The sequence below is a fragment of the Mycobacterium sp. UM_WGJ genome (assembly GCF_000455125.1).
Lineage (GTDB): Bacteria > Actinomycetota > Actinomycetes > Mycobacteriales > Mycobacteriaceae > Mycobacterium.
Genome location: NZ_AUWR01000044.1, coordinates 17,005 through 43,171 on the forward strand (window position 1 = coordinate 17,005; position 26,167 = coordinate 43,171).

At 67.9% G+C, this 26,167-nt stretch carries 20 protein-coding genes and 1 riboswitch; of the genes, 7 read left to right on the plus strand and 13 right to left on the minus strand.

Annotated features, from left to right (window positions below; genetic code table 11):
• The first annotated feature begins 34 nt into the window (after positions 1-34).
• Positions 35-670: a MerR family transcriptional regulator gene (locus tag N416_RS0114180; protein ID WP_024442767.1), complete on the plus strand. Its 636-nt coding sequence runs from the start codon at positions 35-37 to the stop codon at positions 668-670.
• 69 nt (positions 671-739) lie between these two features.
• On the opposite strand, the gene N416_RS0114185 is transcribed toward N416_RS0114180, so the two are convergent.
• Positions 740-1,363, minus strand: coding sequence for a TetR/AcrR family transcriptional regulator (locus tag N416_RS0114185; RefSeq protein WP_024442768.1), 624 nt, complete (start codon positions 1,361-1,363; stop codon positions 740-742).
• Entirely contained in the window at positions 1,360-2,268 is a 909-nt protein-coding gene (locus tag N416_RS0114190; protein WP_036458093.1) for an oxygenase MpaB family protein, read from the minus strand. Before N416_RS0114190 ends, N416_RS0114185 begins: the two co-directional genes overlap by 4 nt.
• A 116-nt stretch (positions 2,269-2,384) precedes the next feature.
• Positions 2,385-2,482: riboswitch (glycine riboswitch) on the plus strand.
• A 163-nt stretch (positions 2,483-2,645) separates the two neighbouring features.
• On the opposite strand from N416_RS0114190, the gene gcvP reads away from it, so the two are divergent.
• Entirely contained in the window at positions 2,646-5,477 is a 2,832-nt protein-coding gene (gene gcvP / locus N416_RS0114195) for an aminomethyl-transferring glycine dehydrogenase (RefSeq protein ID WP_024442770.1), read from the plus strand.
• Between the two features lie 106 nt (positions 5,478-5,583).
• On the plus strand, positions 5,584-7,221 hold the full coding sequence (locus N416_RS0114200) for a hypothetical protein (RefSeq protein WP_024442771.1): 1,638 nt from the start codon (positions 5,584-5,586) through the stop codon (positions 7,219-7,221).
• A gap of 25 nt (positions 7,222-7,246) precedes the next feature.
• Here the strand turns inward: N416_RS0114200 and N416_RS0114205 are convergent, their stop codons facing one another.
• The 6 genes from N416_RS0114205 to N416_RS0114230 all read right to left on the minus strand — a co-directional run bounded on the left by N416_RS0114205 (position 7,247) and on the right by N416_RS0114230 (position 16,460).
• Positions 7,247-9,391 (minus strand): substrate-binding domain-containing protein, encoded by a 2,145-nt coding sequence (locus N416_RS0114205; protein ID WP_024442772.1) that lies wholly within the window; start codon positions 9,389-9,391, stop codon positions 7,247-7,249.
• A gap of 66 nt (positions 9,392-9,457) precedes the next feature.
• A complete protein-coding gene (locus N416_RS0114210; RefSeq protein WP_024442773.1) occupies positions 9,458-11,644 on the minus strand; it encodes a malate synthase G in 2,187 nt (728 codons plus the stop codon).
• A gap of 49 nt (positions 11,645-11,693) precedes the next feature.
• Complete coding sequence (locus N416_RS0114215) at positions 11,694-12,575, minus strand: hypothetical protein (protein ID WP_024442774.1); 882 nt, start codon at positions 12,573-12,575, stop codon at positions 11,694-11,696.
• Positions 12,568-13,629, minus strand: coding sequence for a hemolysin family protein (locus tag N416_RS0114220; protein ID WP_024442775.1), 1,062 nt, complete (start codon positions 13,627-13,629; stop codon positions 12,568-12,570). The genes N416_RS0114215 and N416_RS0114220 overlap by 8 nt, the downstream gene beginning before the upstream one ends.
• A complete protein-coding gene (locus N416_RS0114225; protein ID WP_024442776.1) occupies positions 13,622-14,968 on the minus strand; it encodes a hemolysin family protein in 1,347 nt (448 codons plus the stop codon). The genes N416_RS0114220 and N416_RS0114225 overlap by 8 nt, the downstream gene beginning before the upstream one ends.
• Positions 14,969-15,023: 55 nt before the next feature.
• Positions 15,024-16,460, minus strand: coding sequence for a GuaB1 family IMP dehydrogenase-related protein (locus N416_RS0114230; protein ID WP_024442777.1), 1,437 nt, complete (start codon positions 16,458-16,460; stop codon positions 15,024-15,026).
• Positions 16,461-17,198: 738 nt separating this feature from the next.
• Between N416_RS0114230 and N416_RS0114235 the strand changes: the two genes are divergently transcribed.
• From N416_RS0114235 to N416_RS0114245, 3 genes are read left to right on the plus strand one after another with little or no spacing between them, the layout of a single operon-like run.
• Positions 17,199-18,341, plus strand: coding sequence for a histidine phosphatase family protein (locus N416_RS0114235; RefSeq protein WP_231384273.1), 1,143 nt, complete (start codon positions 17,199-17,201; stop codon positions 18,339-18,341).
• A 12-nt stretch (positions 18,342-18,353) separates the two neighbouring features.
• The gene (locus N416_RS0114240) at positions 18,354-19,460 is read left to right on the plus strand and encodes a histidine phosphatase family protein (protein ID WP_024442779.1); all 1,107 of its coding nucleotides are present in this window, start codon (positions 18,354-18,356) and stop codon (positions 19,458-19,460) included.
• A gap of 13 nt (positions 19,461-19,473) precedes the next feature.
• Positions 19,474-20,358, plus strand: a complete 885-nt coding sequence (locus N416_RS0114245) for an alpha/beta fold hydrolase (protein WP_369797604.1) — start codon at positions 19,474-19,476, stop codon at positions 20,356-20,358.
• Between the two features lie 4 nt (positions 20,359-20,362).
• Here the strand turns inward: N416_RS0114245 and gndA are convergent, their stop codons facing one another.
• The 3 genes from gndA to N416_RS0114260 are packed head-to-tail and all read right to left on the minus strand — an operon-like array spanning position 20,363 to position 23,236.
• On the minus strand, positions 20,363-21,811 hold the full coding sequence (gndA, locus tag N416_RS0114250; RefSeq protein WP_024442781.1) for an NADP-dependent phosphogluconate dehydrogenase: 1,449 nt from the start codon (positions 21,809-21,811) through the stop codon (positions 20,363-20,365).
• 55 nt (positions 21,812-21,866) lie between these two features.
• On the minus strand, positions 21,867-22,805 hold the full coding sequence (locus N416_RS0114255; protein ID WP_024442782.1) for a M56 family metallopeptidase: 939 nt from the start codon (positions 22,803-22,805) through the stop codon (positions 21,867-21,869).
• Between the two features lie 14 nt (positions 22,806-22,819).
• Positions 22,820-23,236 (minus strand): BlaI/MecI/CopY family transcriptional regulator, encoded by a 417-nt coding sequence (locus N416_RS0114260; protein WP_024442783.1) that lies wholly within the window; start codon positions 23,234-23,236, stop codon positions 22,820-22,822.
• Positions 23,237-23,375: 139 nt separating this feature from the next.
• On the opposite strand from N416_RS0114260, the gene N416_RS0114265 reads away from it, so the two are divergent.
• Positions 23,376-23,789 carry a PaaI family thioesterase gene (locus N416_RS0114265; protein WP_024442784.1) on the plus strand — a complete coding sequence of 138 codons (414 nt, stop codon included), beginning with the start codon at positions 23,376-23,378 and terminating at the stop codon, positions 23,787-23,789.
• A 48-nt stretch (positions 23,790-23,837) separates the two neighbouring features.
• Here N416_RS0114265 and N416_RS0114270 read toward each other — a convergent pair whose 3' ends face one another.
• On the minus strand, positions 23,838-25,223 hold the full coding sequence (locus tag N416_RS0114270; protein WP_024442785.1) for an NAD(P)/FAD-dependent oxidoreductase: 1,386 nt from the start codon (positions 25,221-25,223) through the stop codon (positions 23,838-23,840).
• A 108-nt stretch (positions 25,224-25,331) separates the two neighbouring features.
• Positions 25,332-26,003, minus strand: coding sequence for an SDR family oxidoreductase (locus tag N416_RS0114275; RefSeq protein ID WP_024442786.1), 672 nt, complete (start codon positions 26,001-26,003; stop codon positions 25,332-25,334).
• Between the last annotated feature and the right edge of the window lie 164 nt (positions 26,004-26,167).

The window sequence follows — 26,167 nt, forward strand, 5'->3', positions numbered from 1 at the left end:
GTGGCAACGAGCGCGATCGGCGAGAGGAAGCAGCGTGGGCGACCAACCGGGGCAGGAACAGCTGGACTTCACGGGTCAGTCCGACCAGGGCGACCGTCAGGTCCCGGCGGCCCCTTCCAGCGCCGGCCAACCCGTACAGGGCGGCTTGTTCCCGGACGACTCGGTTCCCGACGAACTCGTCGGTTACCGCGGCCCCAGCGCCTGTCAGATCGCCGGCATCACCTACCGCCAGCTCGACTACTGGGCCCGTACCTCGCTGGTGGTGCCCTCCATCCGGGGCGCGGCCGGCTCCGGTAGCCAGCGGTTGTACTCGTTCAAAGACATTCTGGTGCTCAAGATCGTCAAGCGGCTCCTGGACACCGGCATCTCGCTGCACAACATCCGGATCGCCGTCGACCACCTTCGCGAGCGCGGTGTCCAGGATCTGGCCAACATCACGCTGTTCTCCGACGGCACCACTGTGTACGAATGCACCTCGGCTGAGGAGGTCGTCGACCTGCTGCAGGGCGGTCAGGGCGTGTTCGGCATCGCGGTGTCAGGCGCGATGCGCGAGCTGACCGGCGTGATCTCCGACTTCCCCGGGGAGCGCGCCGACGGCGGCGAGTCGATCGCCGCGCCGGAAGACGAGCTGGCCAGCCGCCGCAAGTTCCGCGACCGCAAAACCGGCTAGAAATCACCGCCGCGACGTCGGCATTGCGGTCGAAACCCGTTGCGGTGCATTGCTTTTATTCGACAGCTTTTATTCGACAGCGCGTTCGGCCATCGGCGTCAGGACCTCTTGAGCGAAGTGTCGCAGCGCCGCATCATCGCGGAAGTCCGGATCGGCGGATGGCAGCGAGATATAGGTCAAGAACAGCCGGGCGAACACGTCGGCGACCCAGCGCACCGGCTGGCCCGGACTGCCGGGCGCGTCGCCGTGCAGGTAGTTGGCGATAAACGCTGATCCCATCGCCAGCAGGTCCCGGGAATCGGCGGCCGGTAGCGGCTCGAACTGCGCGGCGCGGCTCAGCATCGGATGTTCGCGGGCGAAGGTGATGGCGGCGACGAAGGCCTCGGCCACGCCGTGGTGGGGGTCGGGCGTGTTGTCGATGGCGTCGGCCACCGTCGCCAGGAAACGCTGGGTCTCGCGGCGGATCAGGGCCTGGATCAGATCTTCGCGACGGGGAAAGCGGCGGTAGGCGGTCATCCGCGACACGCCCGCACGCCGCACCACCTCTTCGATGGTGACCCGCCGCAGGCCCACCGTCGCCGCTTCGTGAACGGCGGCGTCAAGAATGCGTTGCGCGGTCGGATCGGTGGCATGGTCGGCGGGTGATCCGGCGACCGTTTCGCCGATGACGGTGATGAACTGCCGGTCGATCATGGTGCTCCTGCGGTGGTCACACTGGCGCCGTTGGCGCGTTCTCGCGCCAGCTTGGCGTAGGCGGGAAGGCCGTAGGCCCACCGGAGCCGTCGGGCGTCGAACTGCAGCGCCGGGCCGATCAGTCGCCTGACCAGCATGGGCGGGCGGTCGAATCCGGTGAGTTCTCGGGCCCAGCTCGGTGCGTAACTCATGCCGGCGTACACCGCGAACCGGTGTAGCGCGCGGTCGAGGGGGTCGGGCAGGTCGGGGTAGAAGGGTGCGGTGAGCAGGAAGTCGATGAACTCGCGGGTCTGCGCGTTGACCCCCAGGTGCGGGCGCATCCGGCGCACGTAGTCGTCGAGCTCAGCCATGTTCGACGGCACCCATTCGGCCCCCGCCATCCGGCCGATGGTGGCCTGCTCGGTCAGGTATCGGTCGCGTTCGTGCGGGGTCAACGGCCGATTCGTGCGTTCGAAGGTGCGCATGATCATCCACGGGATGCAGGTGTGCACCCACGCGAGCAGTTCGGGGTCCAGGGCGCGGTACGCCACGCCGTCGGGCCGGTTGCCGGTCACGTGGGAATGGATGGACTTCACCCGGTCGATCAGCTGCGTCGCGGCCTCGGTGTTGCCGAAGGTCGTGGTCAACACGTAACCGAGGGTGGTGCGGGCGCGCCGGAAGGGATCCTGGCGGTAGGTCGAAAGATCCTGCACGCCGGCGATCACCGACGGATGAAGGATCTCCAGCACGATCGCCGGCAATCCGGCCTGCGCGACCGCGGCAACGTCCGCGTTCACCTCCCAGGACACACTGCTCGGACCGATCAAGCCCACGTCGCCCGGCGGGCCACCGTAGACGCCAGGGTCGTCATGGCGGCCGGTGATGTTCTCGAATTCGTTGACGATGCGCTGGCGTAGCCCGTCCATCTCCACCACCCACTGGTATGAATGTTACAAATCTGGTCTTAGGTATACCACGACGGCGGCCCGGTGCCCAGCGGATCCTGCCGGGCCGGGCCCGGCGGGTAGTATTGGCACCGCATCAGCCCCGCGCGGGAGAGTTCCGTGGCAGCCAGCCGCGGACGCCGAAGGAGCAATACCTCTCCGTCAACCTCTCAGGCACCCGGACCGCGCCGGCATTGATGCCTCTGGAAAGCGGTGACGCCCGTTCGGGTTACACCCGCCCATGGGGAAAGGCGCCGCAGGAATCTCGGCGCCGAATCTCTCAGGCGCCCGGGCCGGGCAGACGACAGAGGGGGAGGACACGAATTCGTCTCGCAGTCGTCTAGCGCCCAGGAGTTCCCGTGTCCGAGTACACCGAATCCCGCTTTGTTGACCGGCACATCGGCCCCGACAGCGCCGCGATCGACGCGATGCTCGCCGTCATCGGTGTCGCGTCGCTGGAGGAGCTCGCCGCCAAGGCGGTCCCCGCCGGCATCCTCGACGCGCTGAGCGCCGACGGCATCGCGCCCGGGCTGGACGTCCTGCCGGCCCCGGCCACCGAGGCCCAGGCCCTGGCCGAACTGCGCGAACTGGCCGATGCCAGCACGGTCGCCGTGTCGATGATCGGCCAGGGCTACTACGACACGCTCACCCCCCAGGTGCTGCTGCGCAACATCATGCAGAATCCGGCGTGGTACACCGCCTACACGCCGTACCAGCCGGAGATCAGCCAGGGCCGGCTGGAGGCCCTGCTGAACTTCCAGACCATGGTCGCCGAGCTGACCGGGTGCGAGATCGCCAACGCCTCGATGCTCGACGAGGGCACCGCGGCCGCCGAGGCGATGACGTTGATGCACCGCGCCACCCGAGGCACCTCGCATCGGCTGCTGGTCGACTCCGACGTGTTCACCCAGACCGCGGCCGTGCTGGCGACTCGGGCCGAGCCGCTGCGCATCGAGATCGTCACCGCCGACCTGCGTGCGGGACTGCCCGACGGTGACTTCTTCGGGGTGATCGTGCAGTTGCCGGGTGCCTCGGGCCGGATCACCGATTGGTCGGGGCTGATCGCGGCCGCCCACGAGCGCGGTGCGCTGGTGGCGGTGGGAGCGGACCTGCTGGCCTGCACGCTGCTGACCCCGCCCGGCGAGATCGGCGCGGACGTGGCATTCGGCACCGCCCAGCGGTTCGGGGTGCCGATGGGCTTCGGCGGCCCGCACGCCGGCTACCTCGCCGTGCATTCCGGTCACGCCCGCCAGCTGCCCGGCCGGCTGGTCGGGGTGTCCCTGGACGCCGATGGCTCGGCGGCGTTCCGGCTGGCGCTGCAAACGCGCGAACAGCACATCCGCCGGGACAAGGCCACGTCGAACATCTGTACCGCGCAGGTGCTGCTGGCGGTGATGGCCGCGATGTATGCCAGCTACCACGGCGCCGACGGTCTGACCGCGATCGCCCGGCGAGTGCACGCCCAGGCCGAGAAGATCGGTGCCGCACTCGGTGAGGCGCTGGTGCACGACCGCTATTTCGACACGGTGCTGGCCCGGGTGCCCGGCCGCGCCGACGAGGTGATCGCAGCGGCCAAGGCCGGCGGGATCAACCTGTGGCGCGTCGACGCCGATCACGTCTCGGTGGCCTGCGACGAAACGACCACCGACGCACAGGTGGCCGCGGTACTGGACGCCTTCGGACTGGCCGCGGTCGAGCCGGCCGGCGCGCCCATCGCCACCCGCACGTCGGAGTTCCTGACCCACCCGGCATTCACTCGCTATCGGACCGAAACCGCGATGATGCGTTACCTGCGCTCGCTGTCGGACAAGGACATCGCCTTGGACCGCAGCATGATTCCGCTCGGCTCGTGCACGATGAAGCTCAACGCGGCCGCCGAGATGGAGTCGATCACCTGGCCGGAATTCGCGCGCCAGCATCCGTTCGCTCCGGCCGGCGACGCCGTCGGTCTGCGGACGCTGATCGCGCAGCTGGAAACCTGGCTGGCGGGCATCACCGGATATGACGCGGTTTCACTGCAACCCAATGCCGGCTCGCAGGGGGAGTACGCGGGTCTGCTGGCGATCCACGCCTATCACGCCAGCCGCGGCGAGTCGCATCGCGACATCTGCCTGATCCCGTCCAGCGCCCACGGCACCAACGCCGCGTCGGCGGCGCTGGCCGGAATGCGCGTGGTGGTGGTCGCCTGCCGCGACAACGGCGACGTCGACCTCGACGATCTTCGCGCCAAGGTCGATCAGCACGCTGCGGCGCTGTCGACGCTGATGATCACCTATCCCTCCACGCACGGCGTCTACGAGCACGACATCGCCGAGATCTGCGCCGCCGTGCACGACGCCGGTGGCCAGGTCTACGTGGACGGCGCCAACCTCAATGCGTTGGTCGGGCTGGCTCGGCCCGGACGGTTCGGGGGCGACGTCAGCCACCTGAACCTGCACAAGACCTTCTGCATCCCGCACGGCGGCGGCGGCCCGGGCGTCGGGCCGGTGGCGGTGCGCGCGCACCTGGCCGAGTTCCTGCCCGGCCACCCGCTGGCCGCCGAGTTGCCCGCCGGGCATCCGGTGTCGGCGGCGCCGTACGGGTCCGCGTCGATCCTGCCGATCACCTGGGCCTACATCCGGATGATGGGTGCCGAGGGTCTGCGTGCGGCGTCGTTGACGGCGATCGCGTCGGCCAACTACATCGCCCGACGGTTGGACGAGCACTACCCGGTGCTTTACACCGGCGAGAACGGCATGGTCGCCCACGAGTGCATCCTGGACCTGCGAGCGATCACCAAGAGCACCGGCGTGACCGTCGACGACGTCGCAAAGCGTTTGGCCGACTACGGTTTCCACGCTTCGACCATGAGCTTCCCGGTGGCCGGGACCCTGATGGTGGAGCCCACCGAGAGTGAGAGCCTCGCCGAGGTCGACGCGTTCTGCGAGGCGATGATCGCCATTCGCGGCGAGATCGACCGGGTCGGAACCGGCGAATGGACGGTGGAGGACAACCCGCTGCGCGGGGCGCCGCACACCGCGGAGTGCCTGATGGTCGATAAGTGGGAGCACCCCTACACCCGGGAACAGGCCGCCTACCCGCTGGGCCGCGGGTTCCGGCCGAAGGTGTGGCCCCCGGTGCGCCGGATCGACGGGGCCTTCGGCGACCGTAACCTGGTCTGCTCGTGTCCGCCGGTGGAGGCCTACAGCTGAGGCGCCGGCCTTCGGGAAATAGCCAGCAAAGTCTCAGCGAGAACAAAAAAGAGTCTAGGATCGCCCTTATCCAAATCATGGTTGAGGTTCCGATCTAGGAGGACTCGTGCGGGAGCCACTTTCTCGCTCCTGCGTCAGCACCGGCGTCGCGCTCGTCAGTGCGGGGATCGTCACGGTCGCTCCGGTCGCGGTACCGCCGCCGGCCGCCGCGGTTTCAGCCGGAGTCGCGCTGAACACCTCCTACGGTGACCTGTTCTCCAACACCACGGCCAACATCGATCGGATCAGTACGCACGCGGACTGGTCGGCGATCTCGCAGCTGGTCACCGCGATGTTCGCCAATCCGGTCGGGGTGATCGAAGCGGCCAGCAACTTCACGCTGGCGGTGGACACCGACACCGCATCGCTGCCGGCGACGCTCTCGGTGCAGCTGTCGCCGGGACTGGAATTGCTGATCGCCGGACTGACATCGCACGTGGCGACGCTGGACGCGCTCTTCGGCGTGGTCGACGAGCTGGGTGACCCCAGCACCGCATTCACCGCGCTGTTCAACGCCCCGGCCACGCTGCTCGACGCCTACCTCAACGGCCAGCACAACCTTTCGTTGCTGGACGGCATCGTCAGCATTCCGCTGTTCAGCGGGGTGCTGGCGCCCGAACAGAACTTGGAGATCGGCCTCAACCTGTCCCAGTTGCTGCAGATGCTGGGCCTGGGCACTCCGGATCTGAGCGAGCTGAACCTTGACGGCGTGATCGACCAGATCCGTCTCGGCACCCTGACCTTGGGTGGGCTGCTCAGCGGTCTGGGGTTCAGCGATGAAGGCCTGGGGGATCTGCTGAAGCTGGCCACCGACGTCAGCACCCTGGGCGATCTGCTCGACTTCGTGGGCCTGGGCGACTTGGGGCTGAGCCGCTACAGCCTCACCGCCCTGTTGGGCGAACTGGGCCCCGGCAGTGACTTCTTCCGCGATCTCGACCTGGATCTCGCGCTCGGCAACTTCAGGCTGGTCGACGTGCTAAGCGCATTCGGGATCGACGCCTGGATTCCCCTGGGCCTGGGCCAGGTACTGGTCGGGCTTGGCGACGGCGACCTGGCCGGCGAACACCTCGGCAGCCTACTGTCCGACGTCGGCCTTCTCGCCGAACTCCTGAGCTGGCTCAACGCGACTGCGGCTGACCTCTTCGACCCCATTCCGCTGGTAGGGCCGCTGCTGACCGACTTTTTCAGCGGCCTGTTGGGAGTCGACAGCCTGGAGTCGCTGCTGAACACCTTCACGCTCGGCGACCTGCTGGGAGACCTGCGCATCGACGGCCCCCTCGCTTCGGTGTTGGGGAGTGTGGGCAGCGCATTGCTGTCCGCAGGCAACCTGACCATCGGCGGCATCCTGCAAGATCTCGGCTTCACCGATTCCATCGGCGACCTGACGCTGCGCGACGTGCTCAATGGGCTGGGGGGTGCACTCGGCGGCGTACTGACCGATGGCCCACTCGGGTTGGACCTGACCTGGCTGTTGAACGGCTTTGACGTGGGCGACCTGGTCGGCTTTCTGGGACTCGATGATCTGTCACTCAACGTCGGCGACCTCGTCGGGGACTGGGTGAACCCCTATCTCGCCGACCTACTCGAGGGCTTCGTCCAAGGGCAGGTGAACTTGGCCGGCGCCAGTGTCGGCGCCTTCGGCGGGACGTTCACCGAACTGTTCGTCAGCATGCCGCAGCAGATCCTGGACGCGCTGAGCGGGTAGCGCAGCGGGGCTAGCCGAGGCTGAGTCAGCTCAGCAAGGCGTTGAGCGCGCCGGCCAGCTCGGGGGAGTTGGCGCCGCGCAGATTCTGGTAGGTACCGCCGGACAGTCGGGCCACCGACTGCCAGGTCGCCTGGTCGGCATCCGCGCCGAAGTCGATGACGTTGACGGCTACCGGTCGCTGCGGGTCACTAGTGGTCCGGATGAAGTCTTGGAGCCCGGGGCCATCCAAAGTCCGGTCGGTGTGCGGCCCCGCGGTGATGACGAGCACCGAATTGGCTTGCCCGGGGCGGTAGTTGGCCAAGGCCTGGTTGTATACCAGGCGCAGCGTGGTGAAAGACACCGCGCCCCCTGGCGTCGAGCTCAGTTCGTCGAGCTCCCTGACCAAGGCGTCCGCGCGAGTCCCGCCGTTGAGTGCTTCGTCCAACGGCCCGCCGGTCACCACATCGCGCCCCTCGGTGCCATCGAAGGTCCATAGGCCCACAGACGAATTCGGGGACAGGACTTTGATCCGTTGAACGAGCGCAGCGATCACATGGGCCAGCCGGCTCTTGCCGCCTTCGTCGGTGGTCATCGACTGGTCGAGCATCACCGTGACGGCCGCACTGCCCGGCAAGGTGGTCAGGGCGTTGGCGAGGGCGGCGCGCGTCGCGTCGTCGCCGGCCGACAGGGTGTCCGACACCGCCGGGAAGCCGGTGACCTCACTGCTGGGCGGTTCGACACCCTCGACGCGGAACCCGGCTTTGGCCAGCTCGGCAAGCTGGTCGGGCTTGCGCGCGAAGCGCGCGAATTCGCTGGCGGCACTGACCTGTTCTTGCGACAGCCAGGAGCCGGCGAGCAACACGGTGGGGTAGTCGGCGACCGGCACCGGGCCCGGCGGCCGCCAGGATGCCAGCTCGGTCGCCGGATCCGACAGCGACTGGCCGCGGGTGAACAATTGCTGCTCGGTGGTCACCACCGCATGCACCGGAGCAGCAGCCAGATCTCCCTGGCGCAGAAGCACGTTCATCGCCTCAGCGAGCGAAGCGTCGACGAGCTTGGGTTGTGCGCCCGCGAGCCGGTGCACTCCACCGACCCCATCGATGATGGGTGCGCCGTTGGGAGCGACGCCGGCAGCCACTGCCTCGCCGGCCAGGAAGGCGGCGTCGCCGTTGCCGCCGATCGGCAGCGCCAGCCGCAGCGGCCCCCAGCCGGGCAGCCCGAGCGGACCCAGTCCGTCGGGGTCGGACTGCAGGTCGGGCAGACTCGCCCAGCTCTGCTTCTGGAGCGCGCTTTTGAGTTCGGGGCGGATCGCCAACAACACCGGCGAGGTGACCAGCGAACGACTGTCACTGACCGTCTCGGCCCCGGCGGAGGCCTGCAGCCGGGCGGTGGACACCGAACTGCCCGGAATCCACAGCGCCGGGCGCTGCCCCAGTTGCGCGGGCCAGTCACCGATGAAACCACTGACCAAGGCATCGGAATCGGCCGGCTTGACCCGTACCGACACGCAGCGGTCGCCGATCGGCTTGGCGGTCTTGTTGAACCTGTCGGCGAAGCTCTGTACGTAGTCGGCGATCGACGGGTCCGCGACGACGGCCACCGTCAGATCACCTGCCGGGCAGTTGCCGGCGGCGACGGCGGAACGATGCGACAGCGAGTTGCCGAAGAAGCGCCACCCGATCACCACCCCCACGATGACGATCACCGACACCAGCGCGGCGATCACGCCGACGCTGACGCCGCGCGGCCCCGAGTCGTTGCGATGGCGGCGCCACCGCTCGAGATTGCGGTGACCGCCGCGCGGATCTTCTGGCTCGGGTGCCCCGCCCGGGTGCGACTCGTCGATCACGCCGCCGATGGCGCCGAAAGGACCCGTGCGGTACCGCGATTCCTCATCAGGCTCACCGCCGCGACGCATGTACTGCGCCGGGTCGGCATCGTCGAATCCGGCCTCGGATCGGGCGCGGTCGTAGCCCGCGCCATAGTTCGGCTCGCGGTATCCGGGGTCGCCACCGTCGGAGAACGACTCGCCATAGAACGCGTCGTGGTAGTCGTCGACGTAGTCGTCGTCGTCGGGGTCGCCGAAGCCGAACAGATCGGGGCCGTCGGAGAAGGGGCTGTCGTCGGGCTCGTTGCCGCCCACCGGCTCGTCGTCGGAATCGTCCGGGCCGGGGAAACTGTGCCTACCCACGGTGGGTGCGTCCTCTCCGCCTGGTCAGTCGTCCGGCCACGGTGATGTCCTCGGGTCTGCGCTGGCTCAGATACCGGCCTGGGCTTTGAACTCCCGGCGACGCCGGTGCAGGATCGGCTCCGTGTAGCCGTTGGGCTGGGTGGTCCCCGACAGGATCAGCTCGCGTGCGGCCGCGAACGCGATGCTGGACTCGAAATCGGGCGCCATCGGCCGGTAGCTCGCGTCGCCGGCGTTCTGACGGTCCACCGCCGGGGCCATCCGCTCCAGGCTGGACTGCACGTCGTCGGCGGTGATCACCCCGTGCCGCAACCAGTTCGCCAGCAGCTGTGACGAAATCCGAAGCGTGGCACGGTCTTCCATCAGCGCCACGTCGTGGATGTCGGGGACCTTCGAGCAACCCACGCCCTGGTCGATCCAGCGCACCACGTAGCCCAGGATCGACTGGCAGTTGTTGTCGACCTCTTCGCGGATCTCGTCGGGCGCCCAGGCCAGACCCTCCGACAGCGGGATGGTCAGCAGCTGATCGATTGTGGCGCGCCGCTTTCCGGTCAGTTCCTTCTGCACCTCGAACACGTCCACCTGGTGGTAGTGCATCGCGTGCAGGGTGGCGGCGGTCGGGGACGGCACCCACGCCGTGCTCGCGCCCGAGCGCGGGTGGCCGATCTTCTGGGTGACCATGTCGGCCATCAGGTCGGTCATCGCCCACATGCCCTTGCCGATCTGGGCGTGGCCGGTCAAGCCGGTGGCCAAGCCGGCGTCCACGTTGTTGTCTTCGTAGGCCAGGATCCACGGCTGCGACTTCATGCTCGCCTTGCGGACCATGGGCCCGGCCTCCATCGAGGTGTGGATCTCGTCGCCGGTGCGGTCCAGGAAGCCGGTGTTGATGAACACCACCCGGTCGGCGGCGGCCTTGATGCACGCCCGCAGGTTGACCGTGGTGCGCCGCTCCTCGTCCATGATGCCGATCTTGAGGGTGGTCTGCGGCAGACCCAGGACGTCTTCGACCCGGCTGAACAGCTCGGCGGTGAAGGCGACCTCGTCCGGGCCGTGCATCTTCGGCTTGACGATGTAGATCGACCCGGTGCGGCTGTTGACCAGCGGACCGTTGTCGTCAGAGGCCGTCAGGCCGTGCGATGCGATCAGCCCGGTGAACAGCGCGTCCTGGATGCCCTCGAACACCTCCGCGCCCGCGCTGGTGGTGATGGCGTCGTTGGTCATCAGGTGACCCACGTTGCGGACGAACATCAGGCTACGGCCCGGCAGGGTCAGGGTGCCCCCGTCCGGGGCGGTGAACTCCCGGTCGGCGGCCAGGGTGCGGGTGAAGCTCTTGTCGCCCTTGCTGACCTGCTCAGACAGGTCGCCGCGGTTCAGCCCCAGCCAGTTGCGGTAGCCGAGCACCTTGTCCTCGGCATCCACCGCGGCCACCGAGTCCTCGAAGTCCATGATCGTGGTGACCGCCGATTCGAGCACCACGTCTTTGATGCCGGCGGAGTCGGTGGACCCGATCGGCGATGCCGGGTCGATCAGAATTTCGATGTGCAGCCCGTGGTGGCACAGCAGCACCGACGACGGCGAGGCGGCCTCACCGGTGTAGCCGACGAATTCCGCCGGTGCGGCCACCGCCGTCTCCAGCCCGTCGCCCAGGGTGACCACCAGCGCGCCGTCGTTCACCGCGAAACTCTTGACCTCGGTCCAGGCGCCGTTGGCCAGCGGCACGGAGTCGTCGAGGAACCGGCGGGCATAGGCGATCACCTTGTCGCCGCGCACCGGGTTGTATCCCGTTCCCTTCTCGGCGCCGTCGTCTTCGCTGATCACGTCGGTGCCGTAGAGAGCGTCGTACAGGGAGCCCCAGCGGGCGTTGGCGGCATTGAGCGCGAACCGGGCGTTGAGCACCGGGACCACCAGTTGTGGGCCGGCCTGCACCGCGATCTCGTCGTCGACACCGGCCGTGGTGACGGTGAAGTCCTCGGGTTCGGGAAGCAGGTAGCCGATCTCGGTGAGGAAGGCCCGGTACGCCTCGGTGTCCAGCGGCTCGATGACCCGGTGCCGGTGCCACTTGTCGATCTGCGCCTGCAGCTCGTCGCGACGCGCCAGCAATTCCTGGTTCTTAGGCGTCAGATCGGTGACGACTTTGTCCACGCCGGCCCAGAAGCTGTCCGGGTCGACGCCGGTGCCCGGCAGGGCCTCGTCGGTGATGAAGTCATACAGCACGCGTGCGACCTGCAGGTCGCCCACCGACACCCGGTCCGTCATGATTTCCTCCCTCATAGCCGACCTACCACCTTACCGGCAGGTCGCGAGGCTATTCGCATCCTGCGATTTCTGTCAGTAGGTCGCACCGATCCAACAGTGCGGTCCGCAGCGGTGCGGCGCGGTGTGCGATCTCGCTTTGGCAGCGCACGTATTCGGCACGGCCGGCCGCGTTTTCGATGGTGATCGGCGCATAACCGTAGTGGCTCAGGTCATAGGGGCTGGCGCGCATGTCGATCTCGCGCGCCGACGCAGCCAGCTCCAGGCAGGACAGCAGCAGTTCGGAGTCGATCAGCGGCCCCAGCTTGTAGCACCACTTGTAGATGTCCATGTTGGCGTGCAGGCAACCCGGTTGCTCCCAAGCGATTTGGGTGGCCCGGCTCGGCGTCGCGGCGTTGCGCGGCGCCGCTGCCGGGGTGAAGAAGCGGACCGCGTCGAAGTGCGTGCAGCGCAGCGGAATTGACTCAACCACCTCGTCGGTCTCGGCCGCACTCAGCCGCAGGGGAACATGACCGTGGCGCACCGTGTCGCCGCGATACACCATTGCCCACTCGTGCAGGCCGAAGCAGTTCAGCTGGGCCGGCCGTTCGCCGGTGGCGCGCAACAGTCGTGCGATGAACGCCACGGTGTCGACTCGCTCACGCAGATAATCCGCGTGCACGCCGACCCGGCCGTCGCGCACCGCGTAGCCGCGCCGTGCGCGGTAGTCGCGCACCGCCTGCGGCCCGGCCAGTGCCACACCGAAGCCGGGATTCCAGTTGCGCAACTGCGCCGGCCGCAGGCTGTAGTAGCTGAACAGGAATTTCGGCACCGGGTCGCCTGCCGCGATCCGGCGCAGCAGCGGGGCCAGAAAGTTCTCCAGGCGCTGCCGGTAGTCCTCGGCCCGGGCTTGCCACTGCCGGGCTTGCAGAACTCGTTCCGCCAGGTCAAACACGGTGCGTCCCGTCGCGGACGGTGCCGACGACGTCCTCGACCATGTCTTCGAGGGTCACCATCGCCACCGCCGTCCCGTCGTCGGCGACCGCCAGCGCCAGATGGCTGTTATGGCGACGCAGCCGCGACAACGCATCGGCCAGCGGCAGCGAGGCGGGGATGCGCGGCAGCGGGCGCACAACGGCGACGTCGACGACCGCGTCCCCCGACCCGGTCGAGGTCTCGCCGAGCAACAGCACATCTTTGATGTGCAGGTAGCCGACGAATTCGCCCTGGTCGACGACCGGGAACCGGGAGTAGCCGGTCTGGGCGAAGGCCTTTTCGATCGCCGACACCGTCGGGCCGCGCCCGGTGGCTGCCACCGGTACGGCGCGCATGTCACCGATCGGCAGCGCGACATCGGCGACCACCCGGGTGCGGATCTGCAGGGCGCGGGTCAATCGGGTGTACTCCTCGAGGTCGAGCAGACCCGCCGAGACCGACTCGGCGATCATCTCGCTCAACTCGACGGTGGACACCGTGATCTCCAGCTCATCCTTGGGCTCTACCCGCATGGCGCGCAGGGTGACGTTGGCACACCAGTTGTAGAAGACGATGAACGGCCGGGCCGCGGTCATGTAGACCAGGTAGGGCGGGATCAGCAGCATCGCCGCGGTCTCCGGGCCTGCCAGGGCGATGTTCTTGGGCACCATCTCGCCGAACAGCAGATGCAGCGCCACCACGATCGTCAAGGCAACGACGAACGCCACCGTGTGCAGCAGCGCGTCGGGTATTCCCGCCAGCCGAAACGCGGGCTCGAGCAGGTCGGCGACAGTCGGCTCACCGATGCGGCCGAGCAGGATCGAGCACACCGTGACACCCAACTGTGCCCCGGCCAGCATCCGGGACAGTTGCTCACCGGCCCGGATCACCGTGACCGCGCTTTGCCTGCCCTGTTCTGCCAGCGCCTCGAGCCGGTCGCGTCGCGCCGATATCAGGGCGAACTCGGCGGCGACGAAGAAGGCGTTCGCCGCGATCAGCAGCACGGTGAACGCGACGTTGAACAGATCAGCCATCGCCTGCCCCCAGATGGGTGAGTTCCAGCAGGTCGATGCGCCGACCGTCCATCCGGACCACCCGGGCCAGCCAGCGGGGCGGGTGGGCAGAGAGCTCGTCGGGCTCGAACGCGGTCAACTCGACCGTCTCGCCGGCCTCCGGGATGTGGCCGAGTTCCTGCAATACCAGGCCGCCGATGGTCTCGTAGGAGCCCTCCGGTGCGCGGTAGCCGGTGGCGGCGGCCACCTCGTCGATGCGCAGCAGGCCCGACACCTGCCAACCGCCGGCGGAGGCCACCACGTCGGGGGTGGCGTCGTCGTGTTCGTCGCGGACATCACCGACGATCTCCTCGATGAGGTCCTCGAAGGTGACCATGCCGGCGGTGCCGCCGTATTCGTCGACGACCATGGCCACCTGCTGACCGTTTGCCCGGATCTGATCCATCACGGCGTCGCCGTCGAGGGTCGAGGGCACCACCGCGACCGGTTGGGCCACGGCCGTCACCGGGGTGGCTGCGCGATCGGCGACGGCGACCGCGAAAACCTGCTTGACGTGCACGATGCCGACGGTGGCGTCCAGATCGCCGTCGACCACGGGAAACTTGGAGAAACCGGTGTCGATGGCGACCGCGGCCAGATCGGCGACGGTGTCGCCGGCCTGCAGGCTCACGATCTTGGATCGCGGCGTCATCAGCTCGGCGGCGGTCAGGGCGCCGAATCGCAGTGACGCCTCCACCAAAGCAGCGGTGGTGGGGTCGAGGGCACCGCTGCGCGCCGAATTGCGCACCAGCGACGCCAGCTCGCGCGCTGAGCGGGCAGAGGCCGGCCGGTCGGCCGGCTCGATCCCGACTCGGCGCAGGATGCGGTTCGCCGTCCCGTTGGTCAGCCGGATCGCGATCGCGAACAGCCGGGAGAACAGCAGCTGCGGCCCCGCCACGGCGCGGGCGGTCGGCAGCGGTCGCGCCACCGCCAGGTTCTTGGGCACCAACTCGCCGAACACCATGGACAACGACGTGGCGATCACCAGCGCGAGGACCAGCGCAACCCCGCCGGTCGCCCGCTCGGACAGGCCCACGGCCGCCAGCGGCAGCCGTAGCCAGCGGGCCAGCACCGGTTCGGCCAGATAGCCGGTGGCCAGGGTGGTTATCGAGATGCCCAGCTGGGCGCCGGAAAGCTGAAATGACAGCGTGCGGTGGGCGTCTTTGATGTAGGCGTCCCGACGGCCGCCGCGATGGGCGTTGGCCTCCACGACGCTGCGTTCCAGGGTGGTCAGGGAGAACTCGGCGGCCACGAACACCGCGGTGCCCAGGGTCAGGATCGCGAACGCCAGCAGACTGGCCACCGTGACCGCGACGGTCATGGCGACATCCGGCGAGTTGTCCCGGAGCCGTTACGCCAGCTCGCGCCCATGGGTGTCACCAGCCGAACGGTAGCGGATGACCCTCGGCGAATCCCGCAGCTGACTGCACTCCCAGCACCACCCGGTCATGTAACTCGGCCAGGTCGGCCGCCCCGACGTAGGTGCAGGTGCTGCGCAGGCCCGAGGTGATGTGGTCCAGCAGATCTTCGACGCCGCCGCGTTCGGGGTCCACCGCCATCCGCGACGTCGAGATGCCTTCCTCGAACAATGCCTTGCGGGCGCGGTCGAACGCACTGTCAGCGGCGGTGCGCGCGGCCACCGCGCGTTTGGACGCCATTCCGTAGCTTTCCTTGTACGGCCTGCCGTCGCGGTCGAACATCAGATCCCCGGGAGACTCATACGTCCCGGCGAACCAGGAGCCGATCATCACGTTCGACGCTCCGGCGGCCACCGCCAGCGCGACGTCGCGGGGATGGCGCACCCCGCCGTCGGCCCACACGTGTGCGCCGAGCTCGCGGGCCGCGGCCGCACATTCGACGACTGCGGAGAACTGGGGGCGGCCCACGCCGGTCATCATCCGGGTCGTGCACATGGCGCCGGGCCCGACACCGACTTTGACGATGTCGGCGCCCGCGGCGATCAGGTCCCGGGTGCCCTCGGCCGACACCACGTTGCCGGCCACCAGGGGCACGCCCGGCTTCAGTGCCGCGACCGCGCGGATGGCCTGCACGGCCTTCTCCTGATGCCCGTGGGCGGTGTCGATGACCAGCAGGTCCACGCCGGCCGACAGCAGGGCTGCCGCCCGAGACGTGACGTCGCCGGTGATGCCGACGGCGGCTGCGACTCGTAAGCGCCCGGATCCGTCGGTCGCCGGGGTGTAGATCCCCGCCCGAATCGCGCCGGTGCGGGTCAACACGCCGGCCAGGGTGCCGTCGGGATTGGTCAGCACCGCGACGTCGACGGGCGCGTGCTCCAAAAGTTCGAACACGCCGCGCGCATCGGTGCCCACCGGCGCGCTGATCAGCTCGGCAAGCGCGACATCACGGACCCGGGTGAAGCGATCCACGCCCTCGCAGCACGCCCTGGTGACCAAGCCGGTGGGCCGGCCGTCGACCGCCACCACCGCGACCCCGTGCGCACGTTTGGTGATCAAGGCCATCGCGTCGGAGACCGAGTCGTCGGGGGAGAGCACGACCGGGGTGTCGGCGACCAGGTCGCGACTCTTCACGAAGGCCACGGTGTGGCTCGCGGCGTCGATCGGCAGATCCTGGGGCAGCACCACGATCCCGCCGCGGCGCGCCACCGTCTCGGCCATCCGTCGGCCGGCCACCGCGGTCATGTTGGCAACCACCACGGGGATGGTGGTGCCCGACCCGTCCCGGGTGGACAGGTCGACGTCCAGCCGTGAGTCGACGGCCGAGCGGTTGGGGACGATGAAGACGTCGTTGTAGGTCAGGTCGTGGGTGGGGTCATATCCGCTGACGAATCTCATCGGGCGGCCACCACCGGTCTGTCGGGTTCCGAAGAGCCCATCTATTCGCCTCCACACGTCGTGAGCCGGACTCCGGCATCCGCCGGACAACGCCATTTCGGCCCGGTCAGCCACGGTACCGCCCGCGCGACGGGGGATACCACTTGCCGGGGTCGTTGAGTTACCGAACGAAAAATTGATCTTCCTCACAGCAGGATCGTCGGTTAACATCATGACAACGTTCAGGGGGCCTTGATGATAGTTAGCTGCTCTCGGTGGGAGCCGGCAATAACGGCCCCCGGTGCAGCTTCTTGTGTCCTCTCGATCGTCCCCCGAGTTTGTCCTCCGCAGGCGTTCGATGCCGCCGCGGAAAGACGGGAATGTCGCGTCGAGGGCTATCTGCAACGCAAGCTGCACCGGCAGTGGCGCAACCGGGGATCATAGCCGTCTGTTCGGGCTCGAGATCGTCTACAGGGATTCACGCCCCTGCGTCTTATTTGGGTTACAGCACAAGGAATATCGGGCAAACCTGGCTTCTGCTGACGAGCAGATCCGGCCAGCATCGGCGCTCCGGTGCGCCTTGCCGATTCCGGTGCCACAGCGTCCCCATCCCACGGCGGGAACGGTGAGCGAGATGCACGATCTCGCGCAGCTCTGAACGTGGTCGTGGTCGGCTGAGCTAACGCAATCCAGCGGTGCGGATCGCGTGATCATCGGAGTCCTATTTAGCAGTAGCTCGCGTACCGCTAAATAGCGGTCATGTTCCTGAAATCCAGCCTAGGAATCGTAAATGCCAACCGCCAATATCGCCTAAAAGAGGTGCCCATAATGCAGGCAAGCCACGTTGTGTCCCTCACCGCCGGCGCCGCCCTGCTCGGCGGCATCGCCGTCGCTCCGGTTCCCGCGCCGCCGGCCCCGTCGACCGCGGCCGCATTCGCCATCCAGCTCACAAGCGGTGACGCCCAAGACATCGTCATCGACTTCGTGCGGCACGCAGAAATGATCTCGCCGTACGAAAACATGCTCACCCCCTCCCCGGATCATCCCGGGGCGCCGCTCAGCGAACTCGGACAGCAACAGGCGTCCGACGTCGGGCACCAGCTCTTCAACGAGCTTGGCCAGGTCGCCGGCCTCTTCGCCGGGCAGGGTCTCCGGGTGACGGAAACCGCCGCGCCGTTCGCTGATCTGGTGGGCATGACCCCGCAGTTATTGCCCCAACTCGACGAGGTTGACAGCGGAACCTACGCGCTCGATCCCATTGAAAGCCTCGGCGGCCGCCTGGCCTTTCTGACCGTGGCCGGCTGGACGTTGGGAGCGCCGCTGGGGTTGGCACTACTGCCAGGCCCGGGCTCGCACGACGCGAACGGGATCGTCATGGGTGAAAGATTCGACGACGGTGTTCAAACAATGTATGACCACGCCCTGGCCAACAGCGACGTCATCAGCGACAACGGTCAGGTCACTGATGTCGCGTTCACCAGCACAGCGTCGATCTTCACGTGGGTGATGCAGAACGTCGACAACCCCGACCTGCCGTTCTTCCTGGACCTCATCAAAGAGGCAAACAGTGTCCCGAACGGCCAGACGACCATTTTCCTGCCCAACACCGCCATCGTCGAAGTCGAGGGCAACCCCACCGACGGCTGGACGCTGGTCAGCTGGGACGGGCACGCCATCGCGGAGAATCCGGATCTGCTGAGCGCGCTGTTCGTCGACGTGCGCGACGTGATGCTGCCGGCGCAAGCGGCGCTCTGGCACATCTGGGAAGCCGTCCTCGGCGGTGATCCGGCCACGATCATGACCGCGGTGCAGACCGGCTTCGACGACGTCGGCTCGGCACTGGTCCAGTTCCCGGGTTCGGTATTCACCGACATCATCGATGCCATCGGAAATCTCGGTTAGGAGGTGGCCGCCATGCAGATATCTTCGATCTGTCCGGTTGCCGCCGGCGTCGCCCTCCTCGGAGCCGGTGTCATCGCCGTCGTCCCGCCGGCGCAACCCGGCGGCGCGGTTTCCGGCATTGCGCTGGCCGCCGGCGAGACTCAAGACATCGTGATCGACATCGTTCGGCACGGACAACGGATGCCGCCGTTCAACGATGTCATCACTCCTTCGCCGGACCACCCGGGTCCGCCGCTCAGCGATCTCGGCGTGCAGCAGGCGCAGGACGTGGCCGACAAGCTCTACGACCAGCTCGGCGACCAGGTCGCGGGGATCTTCTCCGGACAGGCCATCAGAGACATGGACACCGCAGCGCCGTTCGCCGCCCTTGAACACAGGACGACACAGATTCTGCCCGGGCTCAACGAGATCGACAGCGGCATCTACGCCGGCCAGCCGATCGCCAGCCTGGCCGGGTTCCTGTACCAGTTCACGCCCATGCTGTGGACGTTGTTCGGACTGGTGCTGGCGCCCATCCCGGGATCGGTCGAGGACCCCAACGGGGTGGTCATGAATCAGAACTTCACGGGCGCCGTCAACGCGATGTACAGCGCTGCGATGGCCAACCCGGTCGTCAGCGACAACGGCGATATCACCGCGGTGGCCTTCAACAACGAAGCCGACATCGCCGCCTGGGTGGCGCTCAACGTCAAGAACCCCGATATCTCGCTGTTGTTGCCGCTGACGTTGCAGACGATGTTCGCCACCGACGATGGATCGCCGCTGTTGCCCAACACCGGCATTGTGCAGATCGAGGGCAACCCCACCGACGGCTGGACGCTGGTCAGCTGGAACGGGATTGCAGTCCCTGAAGACCCGGGACTGCTGACGAAGCTGATCATGGACGTGCGTGACCTGATCACCACACCGCAGGTTGCTGCGTGGAACTTGTATCAGGCGCTGCTGGGCGGCGACGCGACCACCATCGGTGACGTGCTGCAGACCGGACTGCACGACATCAGCACGACGTTCCTCGGATTCCCCGAGGCGGTGCTCAACGACATCTCCGACGCATTGTCGAATCTCGGGTCGGCCGACGCGGCAGGCTCGGCGTTTGCCGATCTGCTGGCGCTGATCTGAGGTGCAGCGCACAATGACCGCGATGACGAATGCGGCGTGGCGAAGCAGTGTGAGCGACTGGCAAGACGGTGGCCGGTGGGTGTCGACCGACGCGGGCCGGCTGTTTGTGCGATCAAGTGCGGGGGACGGGCCGACTGTCTTACTGCTGCACGGCTTTCCGTCCTGCTCCTACGATTTCCGATCGGTCGTGGACCGCTTGGCCGGCCGGTCCTGGCTGACGATGGACTTCCTCGGGTTCGGATTGTCGGACAAGCCGCGCTCACATCGCTACAGCCTGTTCGAACAGGCCGACCTGGTGGAGCAGGTGGTGGCATCGAGCGCATCGGGTCCGGTGGTGTTGGCCGCCCACGACATGGGCACCTCGGTGGCCACTGAACTGTTGGCCCGCGATCTCGAAGGCGCTCTGACCTTCGACCTGCAACGTGCGGTGCTGACCAATGGCAGCGTGATCTTGGAGCGGGCCAGTCTGCGGCCGATCCAGAAGGTGCTGCGTGGCCCGTTCGGCGCTGTCGCCGCCCGGCTGACGAATCGGCGCAGCTTTGTTCGCGGCTTCGGTCGACTGTTCAGCCCCCAGCACCCGCTGACCTCCGATGAGGCCGCCGCGCAGTGGGCCCTGCTGACCCACAACGGCGGAAACCGGATCGCGCACCTGCTCTCGGCCTATCTCGACGAACGGGTGCGGTATGCGCACCGTTGGCACGGTGCAGTGCGCGACTGGCCCAAGCCGCTGGGCTTCGTGTGGGGCCTGGGTGATCCGGTCGCCACCACCAATGTGCTCGAGGGCCTGCGGCAGTTGCGCCCGGCCGCCGATGTCGTGGAACTGCCCGGGCTGGGCCACTATCCGCAGATCGAGGACCCGCAGGCGTTCACCGACGGCGTGCTGGGGCTGTTGGTTTAGGCCGCTAGACCGGAACTTCGCTGCGGTCGGCGCTCCACAGCGTGTGGAACTTGCCGTCCGAGTCCGTCCGCCCGTAGCTGTGCGCGCCGAAATAGTCGCGCTGGGCCTGGGTCAGCGCAGCCGGCAGCCGCTCGGTCCGCAGGCCGTCGTAGTAGGCCAGGGCCGAGGAGAAACCAGGGGCCGGGATACCCAGGCTCACGGCCGTGGTCACCACCCGGCGCCAGGAGTCGATGGCAGCTTCGACCGCGCTGCGGAAATACGGTGCGGCCAGCAGGCTCACCAGGTCGGCGTCGGTGTCGAAGGCCTCTTTGATGCGGTTGAGGAACTTCGCGCGAATGATGCAGCCGCCCCGCCAGATGGTCGCCAGGTCACCCGGGGTGACATTCCAGCCGTACTCGGCGCTGCCGGCCTGAATCTGGTTGAAGCCCTGCGCATACGCGACGATCTTGGAGGCATACAGCGCCTGGCGAACGTCCTCGGTGAACTGTGCCGTGTCCGCGGGGCGTTCGCCGAGGTTTCCGGCGGCCAGGCCTACCGCGGCGCGACGCTGCGGGACCGAGCCCGACAGCGCCCGGGCGAAGACCGCCTCGGCGATGCCGGTAACCGGAACCCCCAGGTCCAGAGCGGACTTGACGGTCCAGCGGCCGGTGCCCTTCTGCTCGGCTTCGTCGACGATGACGTCGACCAGCGGCTGGCCGGTCTTGGCATCGACCTGTCGCAGCACCTCAGCGGTGATCTCGACCAGGTAGCTGTCCAGCTCGCCGGCGTTCCACTCGGTGAACACTTCGGCGATCTGCGGTGCGGTCAGGCCCAGCCCGTCGCGCAGCAGCTGGTAGGCCTCACCGATCAGCTGCATGTCGGAGTACTCGATGCCGTTGTGCACCATCTTCACGAAGTGCCCCGCGCCGTCCGGACCGATGTGGGTGCAGCACGGCACCCCGTCGACGTGGGCGGAGATCTCCTCGAGTAGTGGCCCCAGCGACTCGTAGGACTTCTTGGGGCCGCCCGGCATGATCGAGGGCCCGTTGAGGGCGCCTTCCTCGCCGCCGGAGATCCCGGCCCCGACGAAGTGCAGGCCACGGGCGGCCATCGCCTTCTCCCGGCGGATGGTGTCGGTGTAGAGCGCGTTGCCGCCGTCGATGATGATGTCACCGGGTTCCATCGCGTCGGCGAGTTCGTTGATGACGGCGTCGGTCGGGTCACCGGCCTTGACCATGATCAGCACTCGGCGCGGCTTCTCAAGGGCGGCAAGGAATTCGGGAATCGTCTCGCTGCGCACGAAGTTGCCTTCGGAGCCGTAGGCGTCGAGCAGTGCGTCGGTTTTGGCGACCGACCGGTTGTGCAGCGCCACGGTGTAGCCATGGCTGGCGAAGTTGCGCGCGATGTTGGATCCCATGACTGCCAGTCCGGTCACGCCGATCTGGGCGGTGCCAACAACGTCCGACGCGCTCATGTATTCGCCTCTCGGTGGTAGGTGATTCGATGCCCGGCACGCCGGACGGCGCAGGTTACCCCGCGATCAGTCGGTGCAACTCGGTGAGCCACGGTACCGCCAGCGCCACCGTGGGCACCGTCAGCACCCCTGCTGCGGCCGAATAGGCGGCAGCGGCCAGCGCCGGGCTGTTGCCCTGTCCCGACAACCGTTGCACGCGCAGCACCGTGTTGGTGCCGCCGGCTGCCAGCGCACCGGCGGGCACTTTGGTTGAGGCACAGGTGACCAGGGCGCGGGCCAGGGGTGGAGCACCGGCCACTCGCACGGCCGCGTCGTCGGCGAGCAGTTCGATCAACAGCCGCACGGCGTCCAGGGCGCTGGCGCTCCGCACGAACCAGGGGAACGCGGTGTGCACGGCCGAGAACGCTTCGAGTACCAGGTCGTGCCGCGCACGCAGATGGGCCCGCTCATGACACAGCAGCGCGGCCAACTCGGTGTCACCGAGCGCGTCCAGCGTGCCGGAACTGACCACCACCCGGCTCCGCACCCCCGGCAAGCAGTAGGCCAGCGGCTGCATCACCTGCAGAATGCGCAGCCCACTGGTGCGCACGGCGGGCGGGCGGTCGGTGACACTGACCAGGTCGACGAGCATGCGGTGGTGGGCCCGGCGCTGCCGGGTGCGGATCGCGACCCGCAATACCGTCCACGTGAGGCGCATCCCGACCATGAGGGTCAACACGAAGACCGCGACGTAGAAGGTCCACAGCGGCCAACCCAAGCGGTCCAGCGAGCCGACGATCGTCGAGGTGGGCCGCCCGTCCGGGCCGGGCATCAGCAGGCGGCTCGCGGTGGCGAGCCCGGCGCTGAACGCGGACAGCACCGCGGCAATGGCGATGGCCTGCCAGAGCACCAGCGCGGCCCGCGGAGCGCGAAGCGGCCAGTCAGCGCGCGCGAGCAGGGCGGGTACCGGCCCTACGAGCAGCAGCGCGACGATGGAAAAGGCCAGCGCGGACACGCTGTAAGTCTCCCTCAGGACGCAGGTCGGCCGCTACCTGGGAGGCGAATGCGGTGTTTGGCCTCCAGTTCGTCCAGTGCACGCCGCAGCGCGTCGGCCTCGTCGACTCCGACGCGTTCGACGAAGTGCACCAGCGCAGCGCGGCGGTCGCCCGAGTCGGCGGCCTGGTCGAGTGCCTCCACCATCAGCCCGGCGACCAATTCGTCGCGGCCCCGGACCGGTGTGTAGCGGTGTGCACGGTCATCGCGAATCTGCGACACCAGGTTTTTCTTGGCCAGTCGCTGCAGGACCGTCATCACGGTCGTGTATGCCAGGTCGCGCTGCGCTGACAGCGCCTCGTGGACCTCGCGCACCGTCTGAGATTCTGGCGATGACCACAGGTGGTCCATCACCGCGCGTTCCAAGTCCCCTAAATGGGTCTGCTTCGCCATGTTTGTTATCAACTCCCCGGGCAACGGAGCAAGCCTACCCTTAATTACTACCGGGCGTCGTATCAGAAGCTGAGCGTCTGCTGCGACCCCGGTGTGACGGGAGCGGATCGTCCGCGCGGGCATCGTGTAGAACCATCACATGGCAGCCACCGGGTTTCCGTCCGACTTCTCCTCGCCCTTCGACTCCGAGATCGGCCTGGTCTATACCGACGTCGGCCCGGACGGAGCGCACGCCACGCTGGAGCTTCAGCCCAAACTCTGCCAGCCGGCGGGAATCGTGCACGGCGGCGTGTACTGCTCGATCATCGAAAGCGTGGCCAGCGTGTCGGCGCACACCTGGCTCAACCGCGACGGCGGCGACGCGGTCGGCACGGTCGTCGGGGTCAACAACAACACCGACTTCCTGCGGGCGGTCTCGTCCGGAACCGTCTATGCCGCGTCCACCCCGATTCATCGCGGCCGGCGCCAGCAGTTGTGGTTGGTGACGATCACCGATGCCGACGAGCGGGTGCTCGCCCGCGGCCAGGTGCGGTTGCAGAACCTGTCGGAGTAGACGGTCAATACGGGGCAGGCGCCGCTGGGTCAACGGCGCCCGGCGACGCTAGCTGACCGCGCGCTCGGCCCCGCGTTGCGCCTCGGCCGCCAGCACTTCGAGCTGCTCCAGGCGTGTTCTGGCGAAAGCCTGCTGCTCGGTGATGGTGAGCTGGCCGCGCCGGGTGCTCAGGAAGGTCACGTTCCACGACAGCAGCGTGCTGATCTTGTTCTTGAACCCGACCAGGTAGATCAGGTGCAGCCCCAGCCAGGCCAGCCAGGCCAGGAAACCGCTGAACTCCAGCGGCCCGATCTTGGTGACCGCGGAGAACCGGGACACGGTGGCCATCGAGCCCTTGTCCAGGTACTGGAAGGGCTCCCGGTCGGCCGGGTCGGCGCCGCCCAGCTCAGCCTTGATGGTGCTGGCGGCGTGCTTGGCGCCCTGAATGGCGCCCTGCGCCATCCCTGGGACACCGTCGACGGCCGCCATGTCGCCGACGACGAAGACGTTCGGGTGCCCCGGCACGGACAGGTCCGGCAACACCTTGACCCGCCCGGCGCGGTCGAGCTCGACGTCAGACTGCTCGGCGAGATCGCGGCCCAGCGGGCTGGCCGACACACCGGCGGACCACACCTTGCACTGGGATTCGATCCGCCGGAGCTTGCCGTCGGCATCCTTGACGGTCAGTCCGTTGCGGTCGACGTCGGTGACCATGGCGCCGAGCTGGATCTCCACACCCATCTTCTGCAGCCGCTCGGCGGCCCGGCGGCCCAGCTTCTCGCCCATCGGCGGCAGCACGGCCGGAGCGGCGTCGAGCAGGATCACCCGCGCCTTGGTCGAGTCGATGTTGCGGAACGCGCCCTTGAGTGTGTAGTTGGCCAATTCGGCGATCTGCCCGGCCATTTCGACGCCGGTGGGGCCCGCGCCGACCACCGTGAAGGTCAGCAACTTCTCCCGTCGGGCTTCGTCTCGGGACCGCTCGGCCTGTTCGAAGGCGCTCAGGATGCGGCCCCGCAACTCCAGCGCGTCGTCGATGGTCTTCATGCCCGGCGCGAACTCGGCGAACTGGTCGTTGCCGAAGTAGGACTGCCCCGCGCCGGCCGCGATGATCAGGCTGTCGAACGGGGTGTCGTAGGTGTGGCCGAGCACCTCGGAGGTGACGAACTTGCCGGCCAGGTCGATGCGGGTGACATCGCCGAGCAGCACCTGCGCATTGCGCTGCTTGCGCAGGACAACGCGGGTGGACGGCGCGATCTCACCCTCGGACAGGATGCCCGTCGCAACCTGGTACAGCAGGGGCTGGAACAGGTGGTGAGTGGTGCGGGCGATCAACTTGACGTCGACGTCGGCGCGCTTGAGCTTCTTCGCCGCGGTCAAACCACCGAATCCCGAGCCGATGATGACGACCTGGTGGCGTCGGCTCTGCTGCGCAGTGACTTCAGGCTGGGCGCTCATGGGAATCCGGTTGCTCCTCGACGGTGACTGCGTTCACCCAATACGCTAGTCGACCTAAAAGGCGGTCACCGCATCCAGTGGTTGTGGGATTAGCCACTCCCGTCACAGTCAGGCAAAGCAGGCCAGCGCCCCGTGGCCGACGTGCAGCGTCTGGCCGGTGATGTGCCGGGCAGCCGGCGAGGTCAAAAATACCGCGAGACGGGCGATTTCAGCGGCCCCGGTGGGCGGCACACGGGTCAGTCCGTCGTAGCCCGGCCGGGCGCCTTCGCCGGCGGCCACCACGTTGACGGTGATTCCGCGGGTGCCGAACGCGGTGGCCTGGCCGGCGGTCCAGTTCGACAGTGCGGCCTTGACCGCGGCGTCGGCACCGCCGTCGCGGGGGTTTTCCGGCAGCACCGAGATGATCGAGCCGCCCGAGCGCAGGTGGTCGCCGATGGTGCCGACGGTCAGCACCGCCGAGAGCACCGTGGCGTCGAGCGCGCTGCGCCAGGCGCTGGCCTGGTCGGCCAGCGAATAGCCGCGCGGGTCGCCGCCCTGCCAGCGTGGTGCCGGGACGTTGACGATGGTGTCGAGGTGGTGCGGAAACAACCCGCGGGCAGCCAGCATGCTTGCCGGGTCGGTGTTGTCGCAGACGACCGCATTGGCGTCGAGTTCTTTGGCGGCGACCTCGAGCTCGGGGCCGCGCAAACCGGCGAGCGTCACCTTGTGGCCAGCCTCGCTGAAACCCTCGGCAACGGTGCGACCCAATTCGGTGTCACCACCGGTGACCAGCACATCCATCGGTAGGTCCTCCTTGTGTTCCGAGCTATGTTACTGGACGGTAGCCGGTTTGCGGGGATGGGGCGGAACTCGGCACAGACACGATCCGGCCACAGTCCGGGGTGCACCGGGATTCGACCCGCCGCGCGCCGCTTCGCGCCGCTTGCGATCGCCGCTGTGTTGAC